This window comes from Micromonospora sp. DT43 (assembly GCF_049841645.1).
GTDB lineage: Bacteria > Actinomycetota > Actinomycetes > Mycobacteriales > Micromonosporaceae > Micromonospora.
The window spans coordinates 319,209-334,143 of the sequence record NZ_JBNCKR010000001.1 but is presented as its reverse complement, the minus strand read 5'-3'; the positions used below and the strand labels follow the sequence as shown (position 1 = coordinate 334,143).

The window sequence follows — 14,935 nt, the reverse complement described above, 5'->3', positions numbered from 1 at the left end:
GGGTGGTCGGGCTCAGAGCGCGCCTGTCGACCCGTCGGTCAGCTCGCGCAGGATGTCGGCGTGGCCGGCGTGCCGGGCCGTCTCCTCGATCAGGTGGACGAGGATCCAACGCACCGACACCTCACCGAGCTGCGGGTGCGGCACCACGTGGTCGAGGTCGAAGCGTGCGGCGACCGCCCGGGACCGGGCGCAGGCCCACTCGTACGCCTCGACGAGCCCGTCGACCGTGTCGCGCTCGTCGAGCGTGAAGCTCGCGAGCCCGTCCTCCTTCGAGGCCAGGTAGACGTCGCCGGGCTCGGGCGCCAGCAGCACCGGGAACCAGTTCCGCTCGACGAGCGTCAGGTGTTTGACCAGCCCGGCGAGCGTCGTCGCGGAGGGCACCAGCCGGCGGGTCGCCTCGGCGTCGGACAGGCCGCGCAGCTTGCGTAGCACCATGCCACGGTGGAAGTCGAGGAACGAGTCCAACACGGCGCGCTCGTCGCCGACGCGGGCGAGCACCGGGCCGAGCGTCGGATCGATTGTCTGCTCCGCCATTCGCCGACCCTAACGACGACGAGGGCCGCGCGCTGCCCCGCATCCCGCTGCGAGGCGCGCTCGCGACAGGCAGGATGGGCGCATGGCTTCATCCGTGCAGATTCTCCTCGTCGGCGGCGCGGCGGACGGGCAGACCGTGACCGTCGAGCTGGACACCAACGGCCGGCCGCCGCTCACCCACCACCACCTCGGGTCGGGTGGGCTGGCCGAGGCGCAGATCTACGAGTTGGAGTCCGCCCGCGAGGAGAGCCGCGAGTGGCGCTACCGCTGGACCGGCCCGGCGGTGTGATCGCGGGTCAGGCCCGGGTGAGGATCTGACTGCGCAGCCTGTCCAGCACGCCACGGGTGACCTCCGCGGTGCCCCGGGCCTGCTCGCAGACCTCGGCGACCCGGCGGGCGGTGGCCTCGGCGCGTTCCGCGCGTTCGTCCCACAGCCGGTCGACCTCGGCCAGCAGTGGCCCCTCCACCTCCCGCTCCACGCCGCGCAGCGCCGGCACACCGAGCCGCTGGGCCAGGTCGAAGACCTTGCCGGCGTACGGCAGCGGCAGGAACGGCGTGCCCACCATCGCCGCGAAGATCAGGAAGTGCAGGCGCATGCCGACGGCCAGGTCGAAGTGGCGCATCAGCCCGAGCACCTGCTCCGGCGAGTAGGTGCCGTGCAGGATTCGCCCCCGATCGGCGGCGACCATGTGCGACAGCACCCCGTGGGCGTGCCGGATGTCGTCGCGCTCCATCGGCACGAACAGCACGTACGCGTCGATGCGGTGCACCAGGAAGTCACCGATCTGGGCGAGCAGCCGGTGGTAGCCGTCGACGTCGAGGCGTTCGGCGGCCCGTCCCGGCTCCCGCACGCTGATCCCGACCAGCCTCTTACCGGCCGGCACCCCCTCCTCGGCGAGCAGGTGCGCCGGGAAGTCCGCCGGCTGCAACAGGAACGCCGGGTCGGCGGTGACAGTGATCGGGTTGAGCAGTCCCGCCTCTTCCAGGACCATCCGGGACTCCTGGTCACGGACGGTCACCTGGGTCGCGCCGGCGAGCGTCTCCCGGACCATGCCTGTGTCGACCGCGTCGCTGAGCGGTCCGACCCCCACTGCGTACGTGATGAGGGGCAGGCCGCGTTCCTGGGCGACCCGGACGACCCGCAGGTAGCGGCGGGCCTCCCGGTCGTAGAGAATCCCGCCGCCGCCCAGGATGAGCAGGTCCAGCTGGGCCAGCACCAACGCCGAGTCGGTACGGCTGACGCCCTCCCAGGGCACCGCCTCCACGTCGGGGTGGGCGGCCCGGGTGTGCTCCGGATTGCGGGAGAAGACGATGATCCGGGCGTTCGGCTCCTGCGTGCGTAGATCGGTGAGCAGACCGGTCAGGATCGCCTCGTCGCCGAGGTTCCGGCCGCCGTACGAGCCGAGCACACCGATGGTCAGTCCGGCGCCATGCGTCATCCGTCGCTCCTCCCCAGGTGCGGTCCGCCAGGGTTTCCCGCTGGTCGGGCGAACAGTCCTGGGCCGGGGCCGGGGTGCTCAGCCAGCCGGGTCGAGACGCTTGGCCATCTGTTGCGCGGTGACCTCGAAGCCCAGGCTCCGGTAGAGCCCGATCGCCACGGTGTTCGTGCCGAAGACGTTCAACCCCAGCTCGGGCACGCCGAGTTCGGCCAGTTCGGCCTCGATGAGCTGGATCATCCGCCGGGAGTGCCCACGCCCCCGATGCTCCGGATGCACCTCGATGTTCAGAATCCACGCCTGCGTCGGACCGCCCGCGGTACCCACCCCGGGCAGGCCCACCCAGATCCAGCCGACCTCGGTGTCGTCGACCCGCGCCAACCGCAGCAGCACTCCCTCGGTGGCCGCGCCCGCCGGCAGCCCTTCCCGCAGCTGCTGCGCCGACCGCTCCCGGGCCGCCTCCGGGGGCATGCCCCGGTGCGCGACCAGGACCTCGGCGTAGCCCACCTCCAGCGGTTCCCACAGCCGGGCCAGTTCCTCTTCGGTCATCGGCGTCAACGTCAGCTCCACCGGGGCCTCCCTTCGATCTCGGATCCAGCGGGTAGTGCAGCAGAACACCGCCGACGCCGCCACCGGGAAATGGGTTGTTCGGCGGGGCGGGCCGGGCGCACCGTGGGTGGATGCAGCGGACAGCGACGCGAATCGGCTGGGGTGATCTGCCGGCGACGGTCCGGTCCGCGGTGGAGGGCATCCTCGGTGACCGGGTGGTCGAGGCGGTGTCCCAGCCGGGCGGCTTCTCCCCGGGCACCGCCGACCGGGTCCGCACTGCTACCGGCCGACGGGCCTTCGTGAAGGCAATCAGCCCGGCGCAGAACCCGGACAGCCCGGTCATGCACCGCGCCGAGGCCCGTACCTCCGGCGCGCTGCCGGCGACGGCGCCGACGCCCCGCCTGCTGGGCTGCCACGACGACGGCGAGTGGGTGGCGCTGGTCTTCTCCGACGTGGACGGACGGCACCCGACAACCCCGTGGCGGGCAGACGAGCTGACAGGCGTGCTGGACGCCCTGGAGGCGATGGCCGCCGCCCTCACCCCCAGCCCCGTCCCGCACGTGCCGGCCGCCGCCGAGCTGCTGGCCGGGGACTTCGCCGGCTGGCACCGGATCGCCGCCGACCCGCCGGAACGGCTGGACCCGTGGGCGCGGGCGCACCTGGACCAGCTGCGGGCCGCCGCCGACGAGGGCGTCGCCGCGCTGACCGGAGACACCCTCTGCCACCTGGACGTGCGGGCCGACAACCTGCTGCTCGACGCGGCCGGCACGGTGACAGTTGTCGACTGGCCGTGGGCCTGCCGGGGGCCGGCCTGGCTGGACACCGCGTTGCTGCTGGTGAACGTCCGGCTGCACGGCGGGCACGACACCGAGGCACTGCTGCGCCGGCTGCCGCTCACCGCCGGTGTCGACGCTGCCGCGCTCACCGGGGTGTACGCCGGGCTGGCCGGCTTCTTCGCCGACAGCGCCCGCCGCCCACCGCCCACCGGCATCCCCACCGTACGGGCGTTCCAGCAGGCCCAGGCCGACGCGCTGCTCCCCTGGCTGGCGCAGCGACTCGCCTGACCCCGCCGTCTCGGCAGGGCTGGCGGTCAGCGTGCCGCAGCCGCTGCCAACCCGTACGCCAGTTGCGTCAGGTCGACCAGCCGCAGGTCGCCGTCGAGTCCCTTGAGCGCTGCGGTCATCGCGCCCGCCGCGCGCCCGGCCCGCAACCCGACCTCGGCGTCCTCGACGACCAGGCAGCGCGCCGGTGACACGTCGAGCAGCGCGGCGGCGCGCAGGTAGCCCTCCGGGTCCGGCTTGCCCACGCGTACGTCCTCGACTGTGACAAGCACGGGCGCGGTGATGCCGGCGGCACCGAGGCGGGCCTGCGCCAACCGGGCGTCGGCGCTTGTCACCACCGCCCAGGGCAACCCCAACCGGGGCAGCGTCGACAGCAGCTCGTGGGCGCCCGGGGTGGCGGTCACGTCGGACAGGTCGTCGTACTGCAACGCCAGTTGCCGGGCTGCCGCCACGGCGACCGCCGCGTCGTCAAGCGCGGGAAGCAGCCGGCGGATCGTCTGGTCGGCGGGTCTGCCGTGCGCGATCGCGAGCGCCGCCGCCGGCTCGACGGCGTACTCGGACGCCCACCGCTCCCAGGCACGCTCGACGGCGGCATCGGAGTCGACAAGGGTGCCGTCCATGTCGAACAGCACCGCCTCGACGTCGGCAAGCTCCACGACCACGCTCCCCCCGTACGCTCCGTTGCGAGAATAGGCGTCACTGACCGCTGGCGGAAAACGGACCCTGCGCTGGGAACGAGCGGTCCGATGGCCGCCAGACTCGACGGCCAGCCGTCGACATGATCGTTTGCATGACGACGACACTTGACGGCAAGGCCGCCCTGGTGACCGGGGGCTCCCGCGGCATTGGGGCCGGTATCGCGCTGCGCCTCGCGCAGGACGGCGCCGACGTGGCGCTTACCTACCGGCAGGACGCCGAGCGGGCCGCGGCAGTGGTGAAGCAGATCGAGGCGCTGGGCCGGCGGGCCCTGATGATCCAGGCCGACAACGCCGACCCGCCGGCCGTGCGGGACGCCGTCGACCGGACGGCCGCCGAACTGGGCCGGCTGGACATCCTGGTCAACAACGCGGCGGTGTTCCTGGTCGGCGCAGTGGGCGATCTCGGCACGGCGGAGCTGGAGCAGACGATCGCCGTGAACGTGCGGGCGCCGTACCTCGCCGTACGGGCGGCGCTGCGGCACCTGGGCGACGGTGGACGGATCATCAGCATCGGCAGCAACGTCGGGGAACGGGCGGTCTTCCCCGGGCTGGCCCTGTACTCGATGAGCAAGACCGCCCTGGTCGGGTTGACCCGAGGGCTGGCCCGCGAGCTGGGCCCCCGAGGCATCACCGTCAATCTGGTCAACCCCGGCCCCACGGACACCGACGCCAACCCGGCCGACGGGCCGAACGCGGAGACCATCGCTGGATTCACCGCCCTCGGCCGCTACGCTCGCCCCGCCGACATAGCGGCCACCGTCGCGCACCTGGCCAGCCCCGAGGCAGGCTACGTGACCGGGGCGGTGGTAAACGTCGACGGAGGCTTCACGAGCTGAGAAACCCGGGCGGCGTCGGACGAGCCACCGCTCCTTGGCGTCACTCCTGGTTCAGCACCTGACGCACCGCGTCGACGAACGAGACCCGGCGATTCGTCCGTACCTCGATGGCCGCGAGCCAGCGCTCCCGATGCCTGTCGCGCAGCGGCACCGCCGCGTCGCCCGGCTCGTCGGCGAGCCGGCGCTGCTCGGCGTACTCCGTGGTGACGCTGGCCAGCACCGACCGGCCCGCCGCCGCGACGTCCGCCGGGCCTTCCAGCAACACCAGGTTGTACGCCTCGTCCACGGCGCGCAGCGCCGCGTACGTCTCGTCGTAGCCGGGCGTGGCAGTGTCCACGCCCGGCTCGACCCATAGTCGGTCCAACCGCCGGTACGCCGCGTCGCAGGCGCTGAGGAACCCGACGTACGCGTCGCGCCGCAGCTCGTCGCGGCGGGTCGCCCGCCGGTCGGCGCTGTCCTGGCGGGCGACGGTGAGCTGGTGGGCCAGTTGCCGGCGGGTGCTGAGCGCGCCGACCAACCCGGTCAGGACGGCGGCGGCCAACGTGGACAGTGACGTGATCAGCGCGACGGCGACGGTGTCCTGCACGCGCCCATCATGACGCTCGCGCAACACGAGCCATCGCCGGCACGTGTCTCCCCACACCGGCTGTCGAAAACGGGGTCACGTTGTGTGCGCGCGGTTGATACAGTCACGCCTTCCCCTTGATCAACAAAGGACGTCGCCATGACCGGGGCTGAACCTGCCGCAAGCCCGCCGCCGGACCCCACCCCGGCGTCAGATGCAACTCCAGATCCCGCTGCCGCACCTGAGACGTCGCCCGAGCTCGCGTCGACGCCGGACCAGGCGCCAATCACGGAGCTGCCACCGCAGCCGGGCTACCCGACCGGCCCGCCCGGGTGGGTTGCCGCCGAGCCGCCCACCAGCTCGAACCGCACCGCCATCGTCGCCGCCGTCGTCGGAGGCGTCGTGGTCGTCCTCCTGGCGCTGTGCCTCGGCCTGGTCAGCGGCTTCTTCCTGCTGCGCGACAGGGATACCACCGCGTCCGGCCCGGAGGCCACCGCGCCTGCGCGCCCCCCGACGAACGCCAGCCCCTCCCCCAGCCTCGCCGAGGAACCCGTCGTGCAGGGACCGCAGGCCAGCGCGTACCCGGCGGAGAAGATCGAGGACCTGAACCGGGTGTGCGACGAGGACATCTACTACCCCGAGTTGCCCAAGCGCGCCGGTAAGGCGCCGCACCCGGTCGTCCTGCTCCTGTCGGACACCCCTGGTCTGCGCCGCAAGGACGACAACTACTACTACGACCTGGGCCTGTCCAAGAAGGTCGAGCAGACGTGGTCCTCGGAGAACCCCCGGGTCGTGCAGATCGTCGCCTGCCTGGACCGGGTCAGCTCCGGTTCGACGATCCGGACCTGCAAGTTCGACGACCCGAAGCCGCAGAGCCTGCCCCTGGTGCGGACCAGTTGGCGTCTGCGGGTCTACGAGGCGGCGACCGGCCGCAAGCTGCTGGAGAAGAAAATGACCGGCGACGACCAGAAGTGCCCGTACGTCGTCCTGGTCGGCGCCGACAGGAAGATCTACGCCGAGGTCAGTGACCGGGCGGCGATCGCGGCACTACGCAACCTGGTGACCAAGTAGCCCCCGGTCAGCGCGGCGGGTCCTCACCGGTGAGGCCGTCCACCGACTCCCGGATCAGGTCGGCGTGCCCGACGTGGCGCGCGTACTCCTCGATGAGGTCGACGAGGACGCGGCGCAGGCTGGGCACCCGCCCGTCGGGCCACTCGCCCCGGGCCAACTGCTCCGGGCCGCCGTCGGCGAGCAGTTCGGCGACTGTGGCCCGGGAGCGGGCCACCGCCTCACGCCACAGCGTGTAAAGCTGCTCCGGGGTGTCCTCGGCTGCCGAACGCCAGTCCCAGCCGGGGTTGGCGTCCCAGTCGACGGCGTCCCACGGTGGCCCGGGTGAGCGCCCGGCCAGCTTCAACGAGAAGTAGAGGTCCTCGACCAGCGCCAGGTGCTTGAGCAGCCCGCCCAGGGTGATCGACGACGCACCGAGCGTCGCCCGCAGGCCGGCCGCGTCGAGCCCGCCGGTCTTCCAGGCCAGGGTGGCCCGCTGGCGGTCGAGGGAACCCAACAGGGTGGCGGTCTCGTCACCCGCGATCGGTGGTTCGGCGCGACCGTGCTCGTCCGCGGTGGTCATGGCGATCGAGGCTAGCGGGCCGACCCGGGGGCGGTCCAGATGGCCGACTCAGGGCTGCGTGTCGGGGAGTTCGTAGCCGGCTTCCTCGACTGCGGCGCGCACCTCGGCGATGTCCAGAGGCGCGTCGCTGGTCACCGTGACGGTGTCGAGTTCGACATCGACCGCCACGGCGGTGACGCCGGGGATCTGTTCGATCTCCTCGGTGACGAAGCGCTCGCAGTGCCCGCAGGCCATGCCGACCACGCGGTAGATGCCGACGGTCATGCCGGATCCTGCCCGCGGGTGGACGCCTGTGGCGGTGGCGGCGTCGAGCCGGCCCCGATGGGCACGGGGCGGGTGAGCATGTGCGCCCGGCGCAACCGACCGTCGTCGGCGAACTGCCCGAAGAAGTGCACCTCCACGCTGCCGTCCCGTTTGCGGTTGCGGAAGTGCAGGGTGTAGCGGGCGGCGATCCGGTCGCCGTCGGCCAGCGCCTCGTGCACCTCCCAGCGGGCGTCGGGTTGGTGCTTCTGCGCCGGCCGGGCGTGTGCGATGAGCTTGGCGCGGTCCATCCGGCTGCCATCGGCGATCTGCACGATGTCGGGCGTGTGATAGCGGTCGACGACCAGTGCGGTGTCCTCCTCCCCGCGGACCAGGTCGGCCATGAAGGAGGTGAAGAAGTCGGCGATGAACTGCCGGGGATCGGTGCCGTCGAGAGCGCGCATACCACCCACCGCCAATCCGTGATCCCGAGCTAAGTTTGACGAGCTGTAATATATCGACACCCGAGAACCTTGGCAAGGTGTAAAAGATGAGTGGTTCAGCGGAACGCAACCGTCGGGCCGACGCCCGCCGCAACAGCGGTGCGATCCTCGACGCGGCACTCCGGTTACTCGATGCGCAGCCCGACGCCAGCCTCGACGCCATCGCCAACGCCGCAGGGGTGACCCGGCAGACCGTCTACGCCCACTTCCCGTCCCGCGAGCACCTGCTGGCGGCAGTCGTCGACCGGATCACCGACGAGGCCGCCGCAGCGATGGACGCCGCCGAGCCGGACACCGGCTCGGCCGCCGACGCGCTGCTGCGCGTCCTGGAGGCCGGCAGTCGCACCGCGGCGCGCTATCCGGTCCTCGCCCAGCAGATCGCGTCGCTCCCGGTGAGCCCGCACACCGACCAGGAGCGCCACGCTCCGATCGCCGATCGGATCGGCCGGGTGATCCGGCGTGGTCAGGCCAGCGGTGAGTTCGACAAGAAGGTTCCGGCCGAGTGGCTCACCGCGGTGACCATCAAGATCGGGCACGCCGCAGGCGAGGAGGTGGAGGCCGGCCGGATGAGACCGGCCGAGGCCGCCGAGGCGCTGCGCACCGTCCTGCTCCGGGCGCTCCGACCCGGAAGCTGATCCGACCGACCGGCCGTGCGTGACGATACCGTCGGCCACTGAGCCGATGCCTGAGCAAGGACGGGAGCGACACCAGTGCCGAAAACCCCACAGCCGAGCCGTACGGCGGTGCTGGTCTGCCAGGGCCGCGCGGCGGCGGACGGACTGGTCGCTCCCGGCCGTTTCGCGGACCCGACGGCCGTGCGCCTGCTCCGCGCCGACGAGCGCGAGGCCGTCGAGTGGGTACGCGACGCCGCCGCCCCCGGGCCGTGGCGGCAACGGGTCGACTACGAGACGGTACGCGCCAACGCCGAGATGATCGTGCCCCGCACGGTCGCGATCGACGACGCCGTACGCGCCCACCCCAGCTCGCAGGTGGTGATCCTGGGGGCCGGGTTGGACGGTCGCGCCTGGCGGATGGCGGAACTCGCCGACGCGACGGTCTTCGAGGTCGACCAGCCGAGCAGCCAGCGCGACAAGCGGGAACGCGCCGAGGGCCTGCCCGGCGCTGGGCCGACGTTCGTCGCGGTGGACTTCGGCCGCGACCGGCTCGCCGAGGCGCTGGCAGCCGCCGGGCATCACCCCAGCGAGCCGACCACGTGGATCTGGGAAGGCGTCGTGCCGTATCTGACCAGGGCCGAGGTGTCTACGACGGTCGCCGCGATCGCCGCCTGCTCGGCGGCGCACAGCCGTCTCATCGTCAACTTCCAGTTGCCCGGGAAATCCCTGACGCTGGGCCGGCTCGTCGCACGGCTGCTGATGGCGTCCACCGGCCGGCGGAGCGTCTGGGCGAAGGAGCCATGGCGCTCGACCTGGACGCCCGACGCCATGGCCGCCCTGCTCGCCCGCCACGGCTTCACCGTCACCGGCGACCACGACCTGCTCGACACGGCGCGGGCGCTCGCCCTGCCGATCCGCCGTACCACGTCACTCGCCCACAGCCGGGTGATGGTCGCGGATCGCGCCTGACCCTGGCGGGGCTACGGCCTCAGCGCCGGGTGCGCTTTCGGCGTACGGCCCAGACACCACCCGCGACCGCCACCACCGTCGGCAGCAGACAACAGATGCTGAGGAGTACGAGGTGCCACGGCTTGATTGCGCCCATAGCCGCGAAGGCTAGCGGGCGTGGTCAAGTGACCCCTCGTTGTCGGCTCCCACGATGTGGCCCGACGCCCGGACAGCATCGATGAAACGGCGGAAGACAGCGTCCCGTTGCTCCGCCACCAGGTCGCCGCTGGCCTCGACCATCGCGATGAACCTGTGCAGGATCGGCCAGGACAGTTGACCTCCTCCGAGGCTGACGCGGGCTTGGTCCGCTGCTACCGGCGTGAACGGTCCGTCGTCACTCGTCGCGTCCGGAATGAGGATGGCGAGGTACGGGCCGGCGCCCGGATTGCCCGTCAAACCGGCGAGCTCGTACTGCCACGCGTCGTCCGGCAGGCTGTAGTACGAGTTGATCTCGTACAGCTTGCCGTCGTGGGACCAGATCTCCATTTCCGGATGCTCCCAGAGGCCGGACCGGGGGCTGCTCACCCCACCTCGTCGTCTGCGAAACCTTCATTGGCTCCCACGACGGCACTGGACGAGTAAGTCCGACCTCAAGACGGGGCTGGGGTTGCCGCGAAGCGCGACGGCCATCCGCTGTGGCTGCCCGCCGTGTCGATGTGCTGTTGAGCGGTATACCCCAGAGGTATGAATATGACTCTGCGGTATACCGCTCACCACCGCGTCCGCCCCCACGGAGGTGACCGACGGTCACCTCCGGCCGCCGACCGTCGGCTGCGCCCATCACCCAGCCAGGGTTGGGAATTATTCGTCCAGGGGGGATGCCGTCGCCACGACAACCACGACAGATGTACATTCATGAATGAATTGTTTCGGACGGTGGCGTCGTGGTCCCCAGTCGGTAATCAAGGTGTCACCCCGGCGTGAACCGGCACCGGTCAGCGGTGGGATGGCACCGGAGTCCGAGGGTGCCGCTCCGATGCCGGCGGCGGCCGCCGCCCGCCCATGGAAGGACGAACCTAGTGCGACGCAACAGACGGCTGCTATCCCTGGTGGCAGCGCTCACCCTGGTCGGAACGGCGATCGTGGCGGTCACCACCATGGCCGCCGCCCCGGCGCAGGCCGCGCCGGTCACGATCCCCAACGGCACGCAGTTCACCGACACCAGCGGCAACGTGCTGCACGCGCACGGCGGTGGGGTGCTCAAGGTCGGCGACTACTACTACTGGTTCGGTGAGAACCGCAACGCCAACAACACGTTCCGGGCGGTCTCCGTCTACCGCTCCACAAACCTGCGCGACTGGGAGTTCCGCAACAACGTGCTGACCCAGGCGTCGGCGGCGGAGCTGCAATCGGCGAACATCGAGCGGCCAAAGGTCGTCTACAACGCCAGCACCGGCCGGTACGTGATGTGGATGCACAAGGAGAACGGCAGCGACTACGGCGAGGCCAGGGCCGCAGTCGCCTCCTCGGCCACCGTGGACGGCACCTACACCTACCACGGCAGCTTCCGGCCGTTGGGCAACATGTCGCGAGACATCACGCTCTACAACGACGGCGGTACGGCCTACATGATCTCCGCCGGCGACGAGAACCGCGACCTGCTCATCTACCGCCTCACCGCCGACTACCTGACCGTGGCCACGCTTGTCGGCAACTTCTGGAACGACGGAAATCGTGAGGCACCGGCGCTGTTCAAGCGCGGTAGCACCTACTTCCTGCTCACCTCGGGCCTGACCGGTTGGAGCCCGAACCAGGCCAGGTACGCCACGGCGTCAAGCATTTCCGGTCCGTGGACCGGCATGACGAACGTCGCCGACTCGACCACCTTCCGCTCCCAGTCGGCCTTCGTGCTCCCCATCCAGGGCACGTCGACGACGAGCTACCTCTACCTCGGCGACCGCTGGGCCGGCGCCTGGGGCGGGCCGGCAAACGATTCCCAGTACGTGTGGTTGCCGATCGCCTTTCCCTCCGCCACGACCATGAGCCTGACCTGGTATCCCACCATCACCATCGACGCCGCCACGGGCACCGTCACCGGAGAGGCGTCGTCGTCGTCGTCCTACCGCATCACCAACCGCAACAGCGGCAAGGTGGTCGACGTGCTGGACAGGGCCGTCACCGACAACGCCGAAGTCAGACAATGGTCCTGGAACGGCGGCGCGAACCAGAAGTGGGAGTTCCACGACGCCGGTAGCGGCTACTTCCGGATCGTCAACCAGAACAGCGGCAAATGCCTCGACGTCGCCAACGCCTCCACCGCCAACAACGCCAACGTCGTCCAGTACACCTGCGGCGGGGGCACCAACCAGCAGTGGCAGTGGGTCGCCACCGGCGACTACTACCAGCTGCGCGCCCGACACAGCGGCAAGTGCCTGGACGTGGTGAGCAGCGGCACCGCAGACGGCACCGACATCACCCAGTACACCTGCGGAAGCGGCACCAACCAGCAGTGGACCCGCAGCCAGTCCTGACATGGCCCCCGTGCTTGTGCTGGCGGACCTGTTCGTCCCAGACCTCCTGGTCGTAGTCCGGGCCCGGTGGGATCCACTTGTGCGAGCCGTCGCTGTAGTGGAACTTCTCGTCGCCCGGCCGCAGGATGCTCATCGGGTCCAGCCGAGGAACCGGTAGTGCAGGTGGCTGGCGGGCACGTGGACCAGGTCCTGGGCGGCGTCGACGAGATGGGCGGCCAGGTAGAGAGCCAGCGACACCCGGTCGGGGTCGTATTCGGCTCGCAGCTCTCGGCACCGGGTCTGGCACGGCCACTCCTCAGCACAGCCGCCGCACGTCCAGGCCGGCTTGATCGGCTGGTGGGTGGTCACGACGGGCCGTCCTGGCTGGGCCAGTGGCCGCGGTTGATCGGAATGCGGTGGCGGCTTCGGCATGGCAGCTCGCGTCCGCAGCGGCACATGCGCCGCCACCCTGCCCGGCGTAGGAGTTTTCGTCGCGGAGTAGGCGGGGCTGTGAACTGCCGAGGCGGCCGCCGGCTCTGTGGCGTCGCTCCCCATCCCGGCCAGCTCCGAACGGACCGACCGCCACCGCTTACACCATGGCGGCGACCGCGAAGCTAACCGCGCCGTTGGCCCATCACCCTCGTCCGCATGCGCTGCCACCAGCCCACTAAGGACTACATCAACCGACGTGCCGCACCGGCAAGCTACTGTCGTCAGCGCAGCAATCCCTTGTGCCGGGGAGGCGTGGAGTGACAGAGCTTGAGGACACCTACCGCGGCCTTCTCCTGATTGATCCGCCGCTAGGCAGGCAGTGGCTGCTCGACCGCAAGCCTGCCTCGGTCAGTTCCGCGCATTGGTGGATCGCACTGATCGACTTAGCGACCTCCGATGTGCGCCGCCAGCACCGCGGATGGCCCAGCCATCGGACTCGTGCCGACATGCCACTAGCGGTCTTCCTGATCGACCTGGCATTAGAACACGGTTTCCCGATGGAGCTGGCAGTCGGACCGCTCGCGTCGCTCATCACCCTCACCCTTGATGCAGGTCAGCGAGTCCAGGATCTGCCCGCCAGCGCTCGACCGGACGCCGTCGCCCAGCGGGCTGTCGACAGCTTCGGCATGACTCGGGAACAAGCTGTTGCACGAGCAGCGAGCCTCCGCGCCACCCCGCTTATCGAGGATGATTTCGTTCAGCCAGGTGAAGCCTGGCAGGTGAGATGGCAAGCGCTCACAGTGACCGACGACTACCAGGGCTACCACCGGCTTCTCAACATCGGCCGTATCTTGACCGACCTTGCACCCCTCGTTGACTACATGACCGACGCCCACCTTGTCGCTGACGTCGAGGCATGGCTTCAGGTGCTAACCGAGCTAGACCCCGTCCCGGAGGTGATCACACCATCCGAACGAACGCTGGAGAAATAGGAGCGCCCACTTCGCCGGCAGCCGGCTGCTCGAGTTCCCTGGCACATGTCGCACTTCAACTGACGGAAGCCCGCGGGGTCTACTCGTATGCCCACCTCGACGCGATGCGTCGGGCGCTCGGCGAACGGCACTCGTAGACCTCGCTGCTGTCACCGCCCCAGGAGCTGACCTTCTCTGGGCGGTGACAGCTGCTGGTGAAGGGTGGGCGCGGCAGGTTTCGAACCTGCGACCCCCCGCTTGTAAGGCGGGTGCTCTCCCACTGAGCTACGCGCCCGGATCGCCCGTGTGCGGCGGGCCGGTGGCTGGCAAGCCTACCTGTTCGCCGCCGACCCGGCCGCACGCGTACCCCTATCCGGCGGTCGCGTCGGCGATCGCCTTGCGCCAGCCCTGCTGGTCGCGGGCCTCGCCGGGGCCGTTCAGCTCGGCGAAGCGGACGACGCCGGCCTTGTCGATGACGAAGGTGCCCCGGTTGGCGAAGCCGGCCGCGTCGTTGAAGACCCCGTACGCCTGGGCGACGCCGCCGTGCGGCCAGAAGTCGGCAAGCATCGGGAACTGGTAGCCCTCCCGCTCGGCCCAGATCTTGTGGCTGTAGGCCGAGTCGACGCTGACGGTGAGCACCTGGACGTCGTCGTTCACGTACTCGTCGAGGTTGTCGCGCACCTCGCTCAGCTCGCCCTGGCAGGTGCCGGTGAAGGCGAGTGGGTAGAAGACCAGCAGCACGGTGCGCCTGCCGCGGAAGTCCGACAACCGGACCTCCTGGTTGTTCTGGTCCTTCAGCACGAAGTCCGGCGCCTCGGCGCCAACCGCGATGGGCATGCGAACTCCTCGGGTCGAGTCGGGGAACGACGTCAGCCTGCCACACCCGGCGGCGCGGGCCGCCGGGGCGCGAGGGGAGCGGATGGGCTACTTCTTGGCCTTGGCTCCACGGCGCAGCACCAGGCGGGCGCCGCTCCAGTCCCGGCCGGCGTTGACGGTCGAGGTCTGCTGGAGGCCGGCGGTGGGCGCGGACTCCGCGACCTCACTCGGCTCGACGTGCCCGTCACGCCCCGCCTTCGGGGTGAGCAGCCACACGACCCCGTTGTCGGCCAGCGGGCCGAGGGCGTCGACGAGAAGCTCGAAGAGGTCACCGTCGCCATCGCGGTACCACACCAGAACGGCGTCGACCACCTCGTCGGTGTCCTCGTCGACCAGATCTCCACAGCGGTCGGTCAGGGCGTCCCGGAGATCCTGGTCGACGTCATCGTCGTACCCCATCTCCATGACGACCATCCCCGGTTCGATGCCGAACCGGTCCGCCAGGCTGCGTACCCCGTCGGCGGCCTGACCAGCGGTCGCGCTCACTGTCGCGTGCCTCCTCATCTCGTCCCTGCTCGCGGCGTCGGACCGA

General features: G+C 70.6%; 21 protein-coding genes and 1 tRNA gene. 8 read left to right on the top strand and 14 right to left on the bottom strand.

Annotated elements, in window-relative coordinates; all coding sequences use genetic code 11:
- Window positions 1-12: 12 nt before the first annotated feature.
- Window positions 13-534: a DinB family protein gene (locus ACLQ26_RS01595; protein WP_425742763.1), complete on the bottom strand. Its 522-nt coding sequence runs from the start codon at window positions 532-534 to the stop codon at window positions 13-15.
- A gap of 82 nt (window positions 535-616) precedes the next feature.
- Here ACLQ26_RS01595 and ACLQ26_RS01590 point away from each other — a divergent pair, with 82 nt between their 5' ends.
- Window positions 617-823: a hypothetical protein gene (locus ACLQ26_RS01590; protein ID WP_266244645.1), complete on the top strand. Its 207-nt coding sequence runs from the start codon at window positions 617-619 to the stop codon at window positions 821-823.
- A 7-nt stretch (window positions 824-830) separates the two neighbouring features.
- Here ACLQ26_RS01590 and ACLQ26_RS01585 read toward each other — a convergent pair whose 3' ends face one another.
- Both ACLQ26_RS01585 and ACLQ26_RS01580 read right to left on the bottom strand, forming a co-directional pair.
- Window positions 831-1,973, bottom strand: coding sequence for a polysaccharide pyruvyl transferase family protein (locus ACLQ26_RS01585; protein WP_425742762.1), 1,143 nt, complete (start codon window positions 1,971-1,973; stop codon window positions 831-833).
- Between the two features lie 78 nt (window positions 1,974-2,051).
- Window positions 2,052-2,540, bottom strand: a complete 489-nt coding sequence (locus ACLQ26_RS01580; RefSeq protein WP_425742761.1) for a GNAT family N-acetyltransferase — start codon at window positions 2,538-2,540, stop codon at window positions 2,052-2,054.
- A 110-nt stretch (window positions 2,541-2,650) separates the two neighbouring features.
- Between ACLQ26_RS01580 and ACLQ26_RS01575 the strand changes: the two genes are divergently transcribed.
- A complete protein-coding gene (locus ACLQ26_RS01575; RefSeq protein ID WP_425742760.1) occupies window positions 2,651-3,583 on the top strand; it encodes a phosphotransferase in 933 nt (310 codons plus the stop codon).
- Window positions 3,584-3,609: 26 nt separating this feature from the next.
- Here ACLQ26_RS01575 and ACLQ26_RS01570 read toward each other — a convergent pair whose 3' ends face one another.
- Window positions 3,610-4,236 carry an HAD-IA family hydrolase gene (locus ACLQ26_RS01570; RefSeq protein ID WP_425742759.1) on the bottom strand — a complete coding sequence of 209 codons (627 nt, stop codon included), beginning with the start codon at window positions 4,234-4,236 and terminating at the stop codon, window positions 3,610-3,612.
- A 134-nt stretch (window positions 4,237-4,370) separates the two neighbouring features.
- Here ACLQ26_RS01570 and ACLQ26_RS01565 point away from each other — a divergent pair, with 134 nt between their 5' ends.
- Window positions 4,371-5,114 carry an SDR family NAD(P)-dependent oxidoreductase gene (locus tag ACLQ26_RS01565; RefSeq protein ID WP_425742758.1) on the top strand — a complete coding sequence of 248 codons (744 nt, stop codon included), beginning with the start codon at window positions 4,371-4,373 and terminating at the stop codon, window positions 5,112-5,114.
- 40 nt (window positions 5,115-5,154) lie between these two features.
- Here the strand turns inward: ACLQ26_RS01565 and ACLQ26_RS01560 are convergent, their stop codons facing one another.
- Entirely contained in the window at window positions 5,155-5,700 is a 546-nt protein-coding gene (locus ACLQ26_RS01560; protein WP_425742757.1) for a hypothetical protein, read from the bottom strand.
- Between the two features lie 138 nt (window positions 5,701-5,838).
- On the opposite strand from ACLQ26_RS01560, the gene ACLQ26_RS01555 reads away from it, so the two are divergent.
- A complete protein-coding gene (locus tag ACLQ26_RS01555) occupies window positions 5,839-6,750 on the top strand; it encodes a hypothetical protein (RefSeq protein WP_425742756.1) in 912 nt (303 codons plus the stop codon).
- A gap of 7 nt (window positions 6,751-6,757) precedes the next feature.
- Here the strand turns inward: ACLQ26_RS01555 and ACLQ26_RS01550 are convergent, their stop codons facing one another.
- From ACLQ26_RS01550 to ACLQ26_RS01540, 3 genes are read right to left on the bottom strand one after another with little or no spacing between them, the layout of a single operon-like run.
- Window positions 6,758-7,309, bottom strand: a complete 552-nt coding sequence (locus ACLQ26_RS01550) for a DinB family protein (protein WP_425742755.1) — start codon at window positions 7,307-7,309, stop codon at window positions 6,758-6,760.
- A gap of 48 nt (window positions 7,310-7,357) precedes the next feature.
- Window positions 7,358-7,573, bottom strand: coding sequence for a heavy-metal-associated domain-containing protein (locus ACLQ26_RS01545; RefSeq protein ID WP_425742754.1), 216 nt, complete (start codon window positions 7,571-7,573; stop codon window positions 7,358-7,360).
- Window positions 7,570-8,013 (bottom strand): nuclear transport factor 2 family protein, encoded by a 444-nt coding sequence (locus ACLQ26_RS01540; RefSeq protein ID WP_425742753.1) that lies wholly within the window; start codon window positions 8,011-8,013, stop codon window positions 7,570-7,572. Before ACLQ26_RS01540 ends, ACLQ26_RS01545 begins: the two co-directional genes overlap by 4 nt.
- Window positions 8,014-8,099: 86 nt before the next feature.
- On the opposite strand from ACLQ26_RS01540, the gene ACLQ26_RS01535 reads away from it, so the two are divergent.
- Together ACLQ26_RS01535 and ACLQ26_RS01530 are read left to right on the top strand one after the other, a co-directional pair.
- On the top strand, window positions 8,100-8,687 hold the full coding sequence (locus ACLQ26_RS01535) for a TetR/AcrR family transcriptional regulator (RefSeq protein WP_425742752.1): 588 nt from the start codon (window positions 8,100-8,102) through the stop codon (window positions 8,685-8,687).
- A gap of 75 nt (window positions 8,688-8,762) precedes the next feature.
- Window positions 8,763-9,635, top strand: a complete 873-nt coding sequence (locus tag ACLQ26_RS01530) for a class I SAM-dependent methyltransferase (RefSeq protein WP_425742751.1) — start codon at window positions 8,763-8,765, stop codon at window positions 9,633-9,635.
- A gap of 147 nt (window positions 9,636-9,782) precedes the next feature.
- Here the strand turns inward: ACLQ26_RS01530 and ACLQ26_RS01525 are convergent, their stop codons facing one another.
- Window positions 9,783-10,160, bottom strand: a complete 378-nt coding sequence (locus ACLQ26_RS01525; RefSeq protein WP_425742750.1) for a hypothetical protein — start codon at window positions 10,158-10,160, stop codon at window positions 9,783-9,785.
- Between the two features lie 533 nt (window positions 10,161-10,693).
- On the opposite strand from ACLQ26_RS01525, the gene ACLQ26_RS01520 reads away from it, so the two are divergent.
- The gene (locus ACLQ26_RS01520) at window positions 10,694-12,145 is read left to right on the top strand and encodes an RICIN domain-containing protein (RefSeq protein WP_425742749.1); all 1,452 of its coding nucleotides are present in this window, start codon (window positions 10,694-10,696) and stop codon (window positions 12,143-12,145) included.
- Here ACLQ26_RS01520 and ACLQ26_RS01515 read toward each other — a convergent pair.
- Both ACLQ26_RS01515 and ACLQ26_RS01510 read right to left on the bottom strand, forming a co-directional pair.
- On the bottom strand, window positions 12,087-12,278 hold the full coding sequence (locus ACLQ26_RS01515) for a hypothetical protein (protein WP_425742748.1): 192 nt from the start codon (window positions 12,276-12,278) through the stop codon (window positions 12,087-12,089). The genes ACLQ26_RS01520 and ACLQ26_RS01515 overlap by 59 nt on opposite strands.
- Complete coding sequence (locus ACLQ26_RS01510) at window positions 12,275-12,493, bottom strand: flavin reductase (protein ID WP_425742747.1); 219 nt, start codon at window positions 12,491-12,493, stop codon at window positions 12,275-12,277. The genes ACLQ26_RS01515 and ACLQ26_RS01510 overlap by 4 nt, the downstream gene beginning before the upstream one ends.
- A gap of 380 nt (window positions 12,494-12,873) precedes the next feature.
- Here ACLQ26_RS01510 and ACLQ26_RS01505 point away from each other — a divergent pair, with 380 nt between their 5' ends.
- Window positions 12,874-13,548, top strand: a complete 675-nt coding sequence (locus ACLQ26_RS01505; protein WP_425742746.1) for a hypothetical protein — start codon at window positions 12,874-12,876, stop codon at window positions 13,546-13,548.
- Window positions 13,549-13,750: 202 nt separating this feature from the next.
- Here ACLQ26_RS01505 and ACLQ26_RS01500 read toward each other — a convergent pair.
- From ACLQ26_RS01500 to ACLQ26_RS01490, 3 genes are all read right to left on the bottom strand, one after another.
- Window positions 13,751-13,822 (bottom strand) — tRNA-Val (locus ACLQ26_RS01500).
- A gap of 74 nt (window positions 13,823-13,896) precedes the next feature.
- Complete coding sequence (locus tag ACLQ26_RS01495; RefSeq protein WP_425742745.1) at window positions 13,897-14,364, bottom strand: peroxiredoxin; 468 nt, start codon at window positions 14,362-14,364, stop codon at window positions 13,897-13,899.
- Between the two features lie 87 nt (window positions 14,365-14,451).
- Window positions 14,452-14,889 carry a DUF3052 domain-containing protein gene (locus ACLQ26_RS01490; RefSeq protein ID WP_007463483.1) on the bottom strand — a complete coding sequence of 146 codons (438 nt, stop codon included), beginning with the start codon at window positions 14,887-14,889 and terminating at the stop codon, window positions 14,452-14,454.
- Window positions 14,890-14,935: the final 46 nt, after the last annotated feature.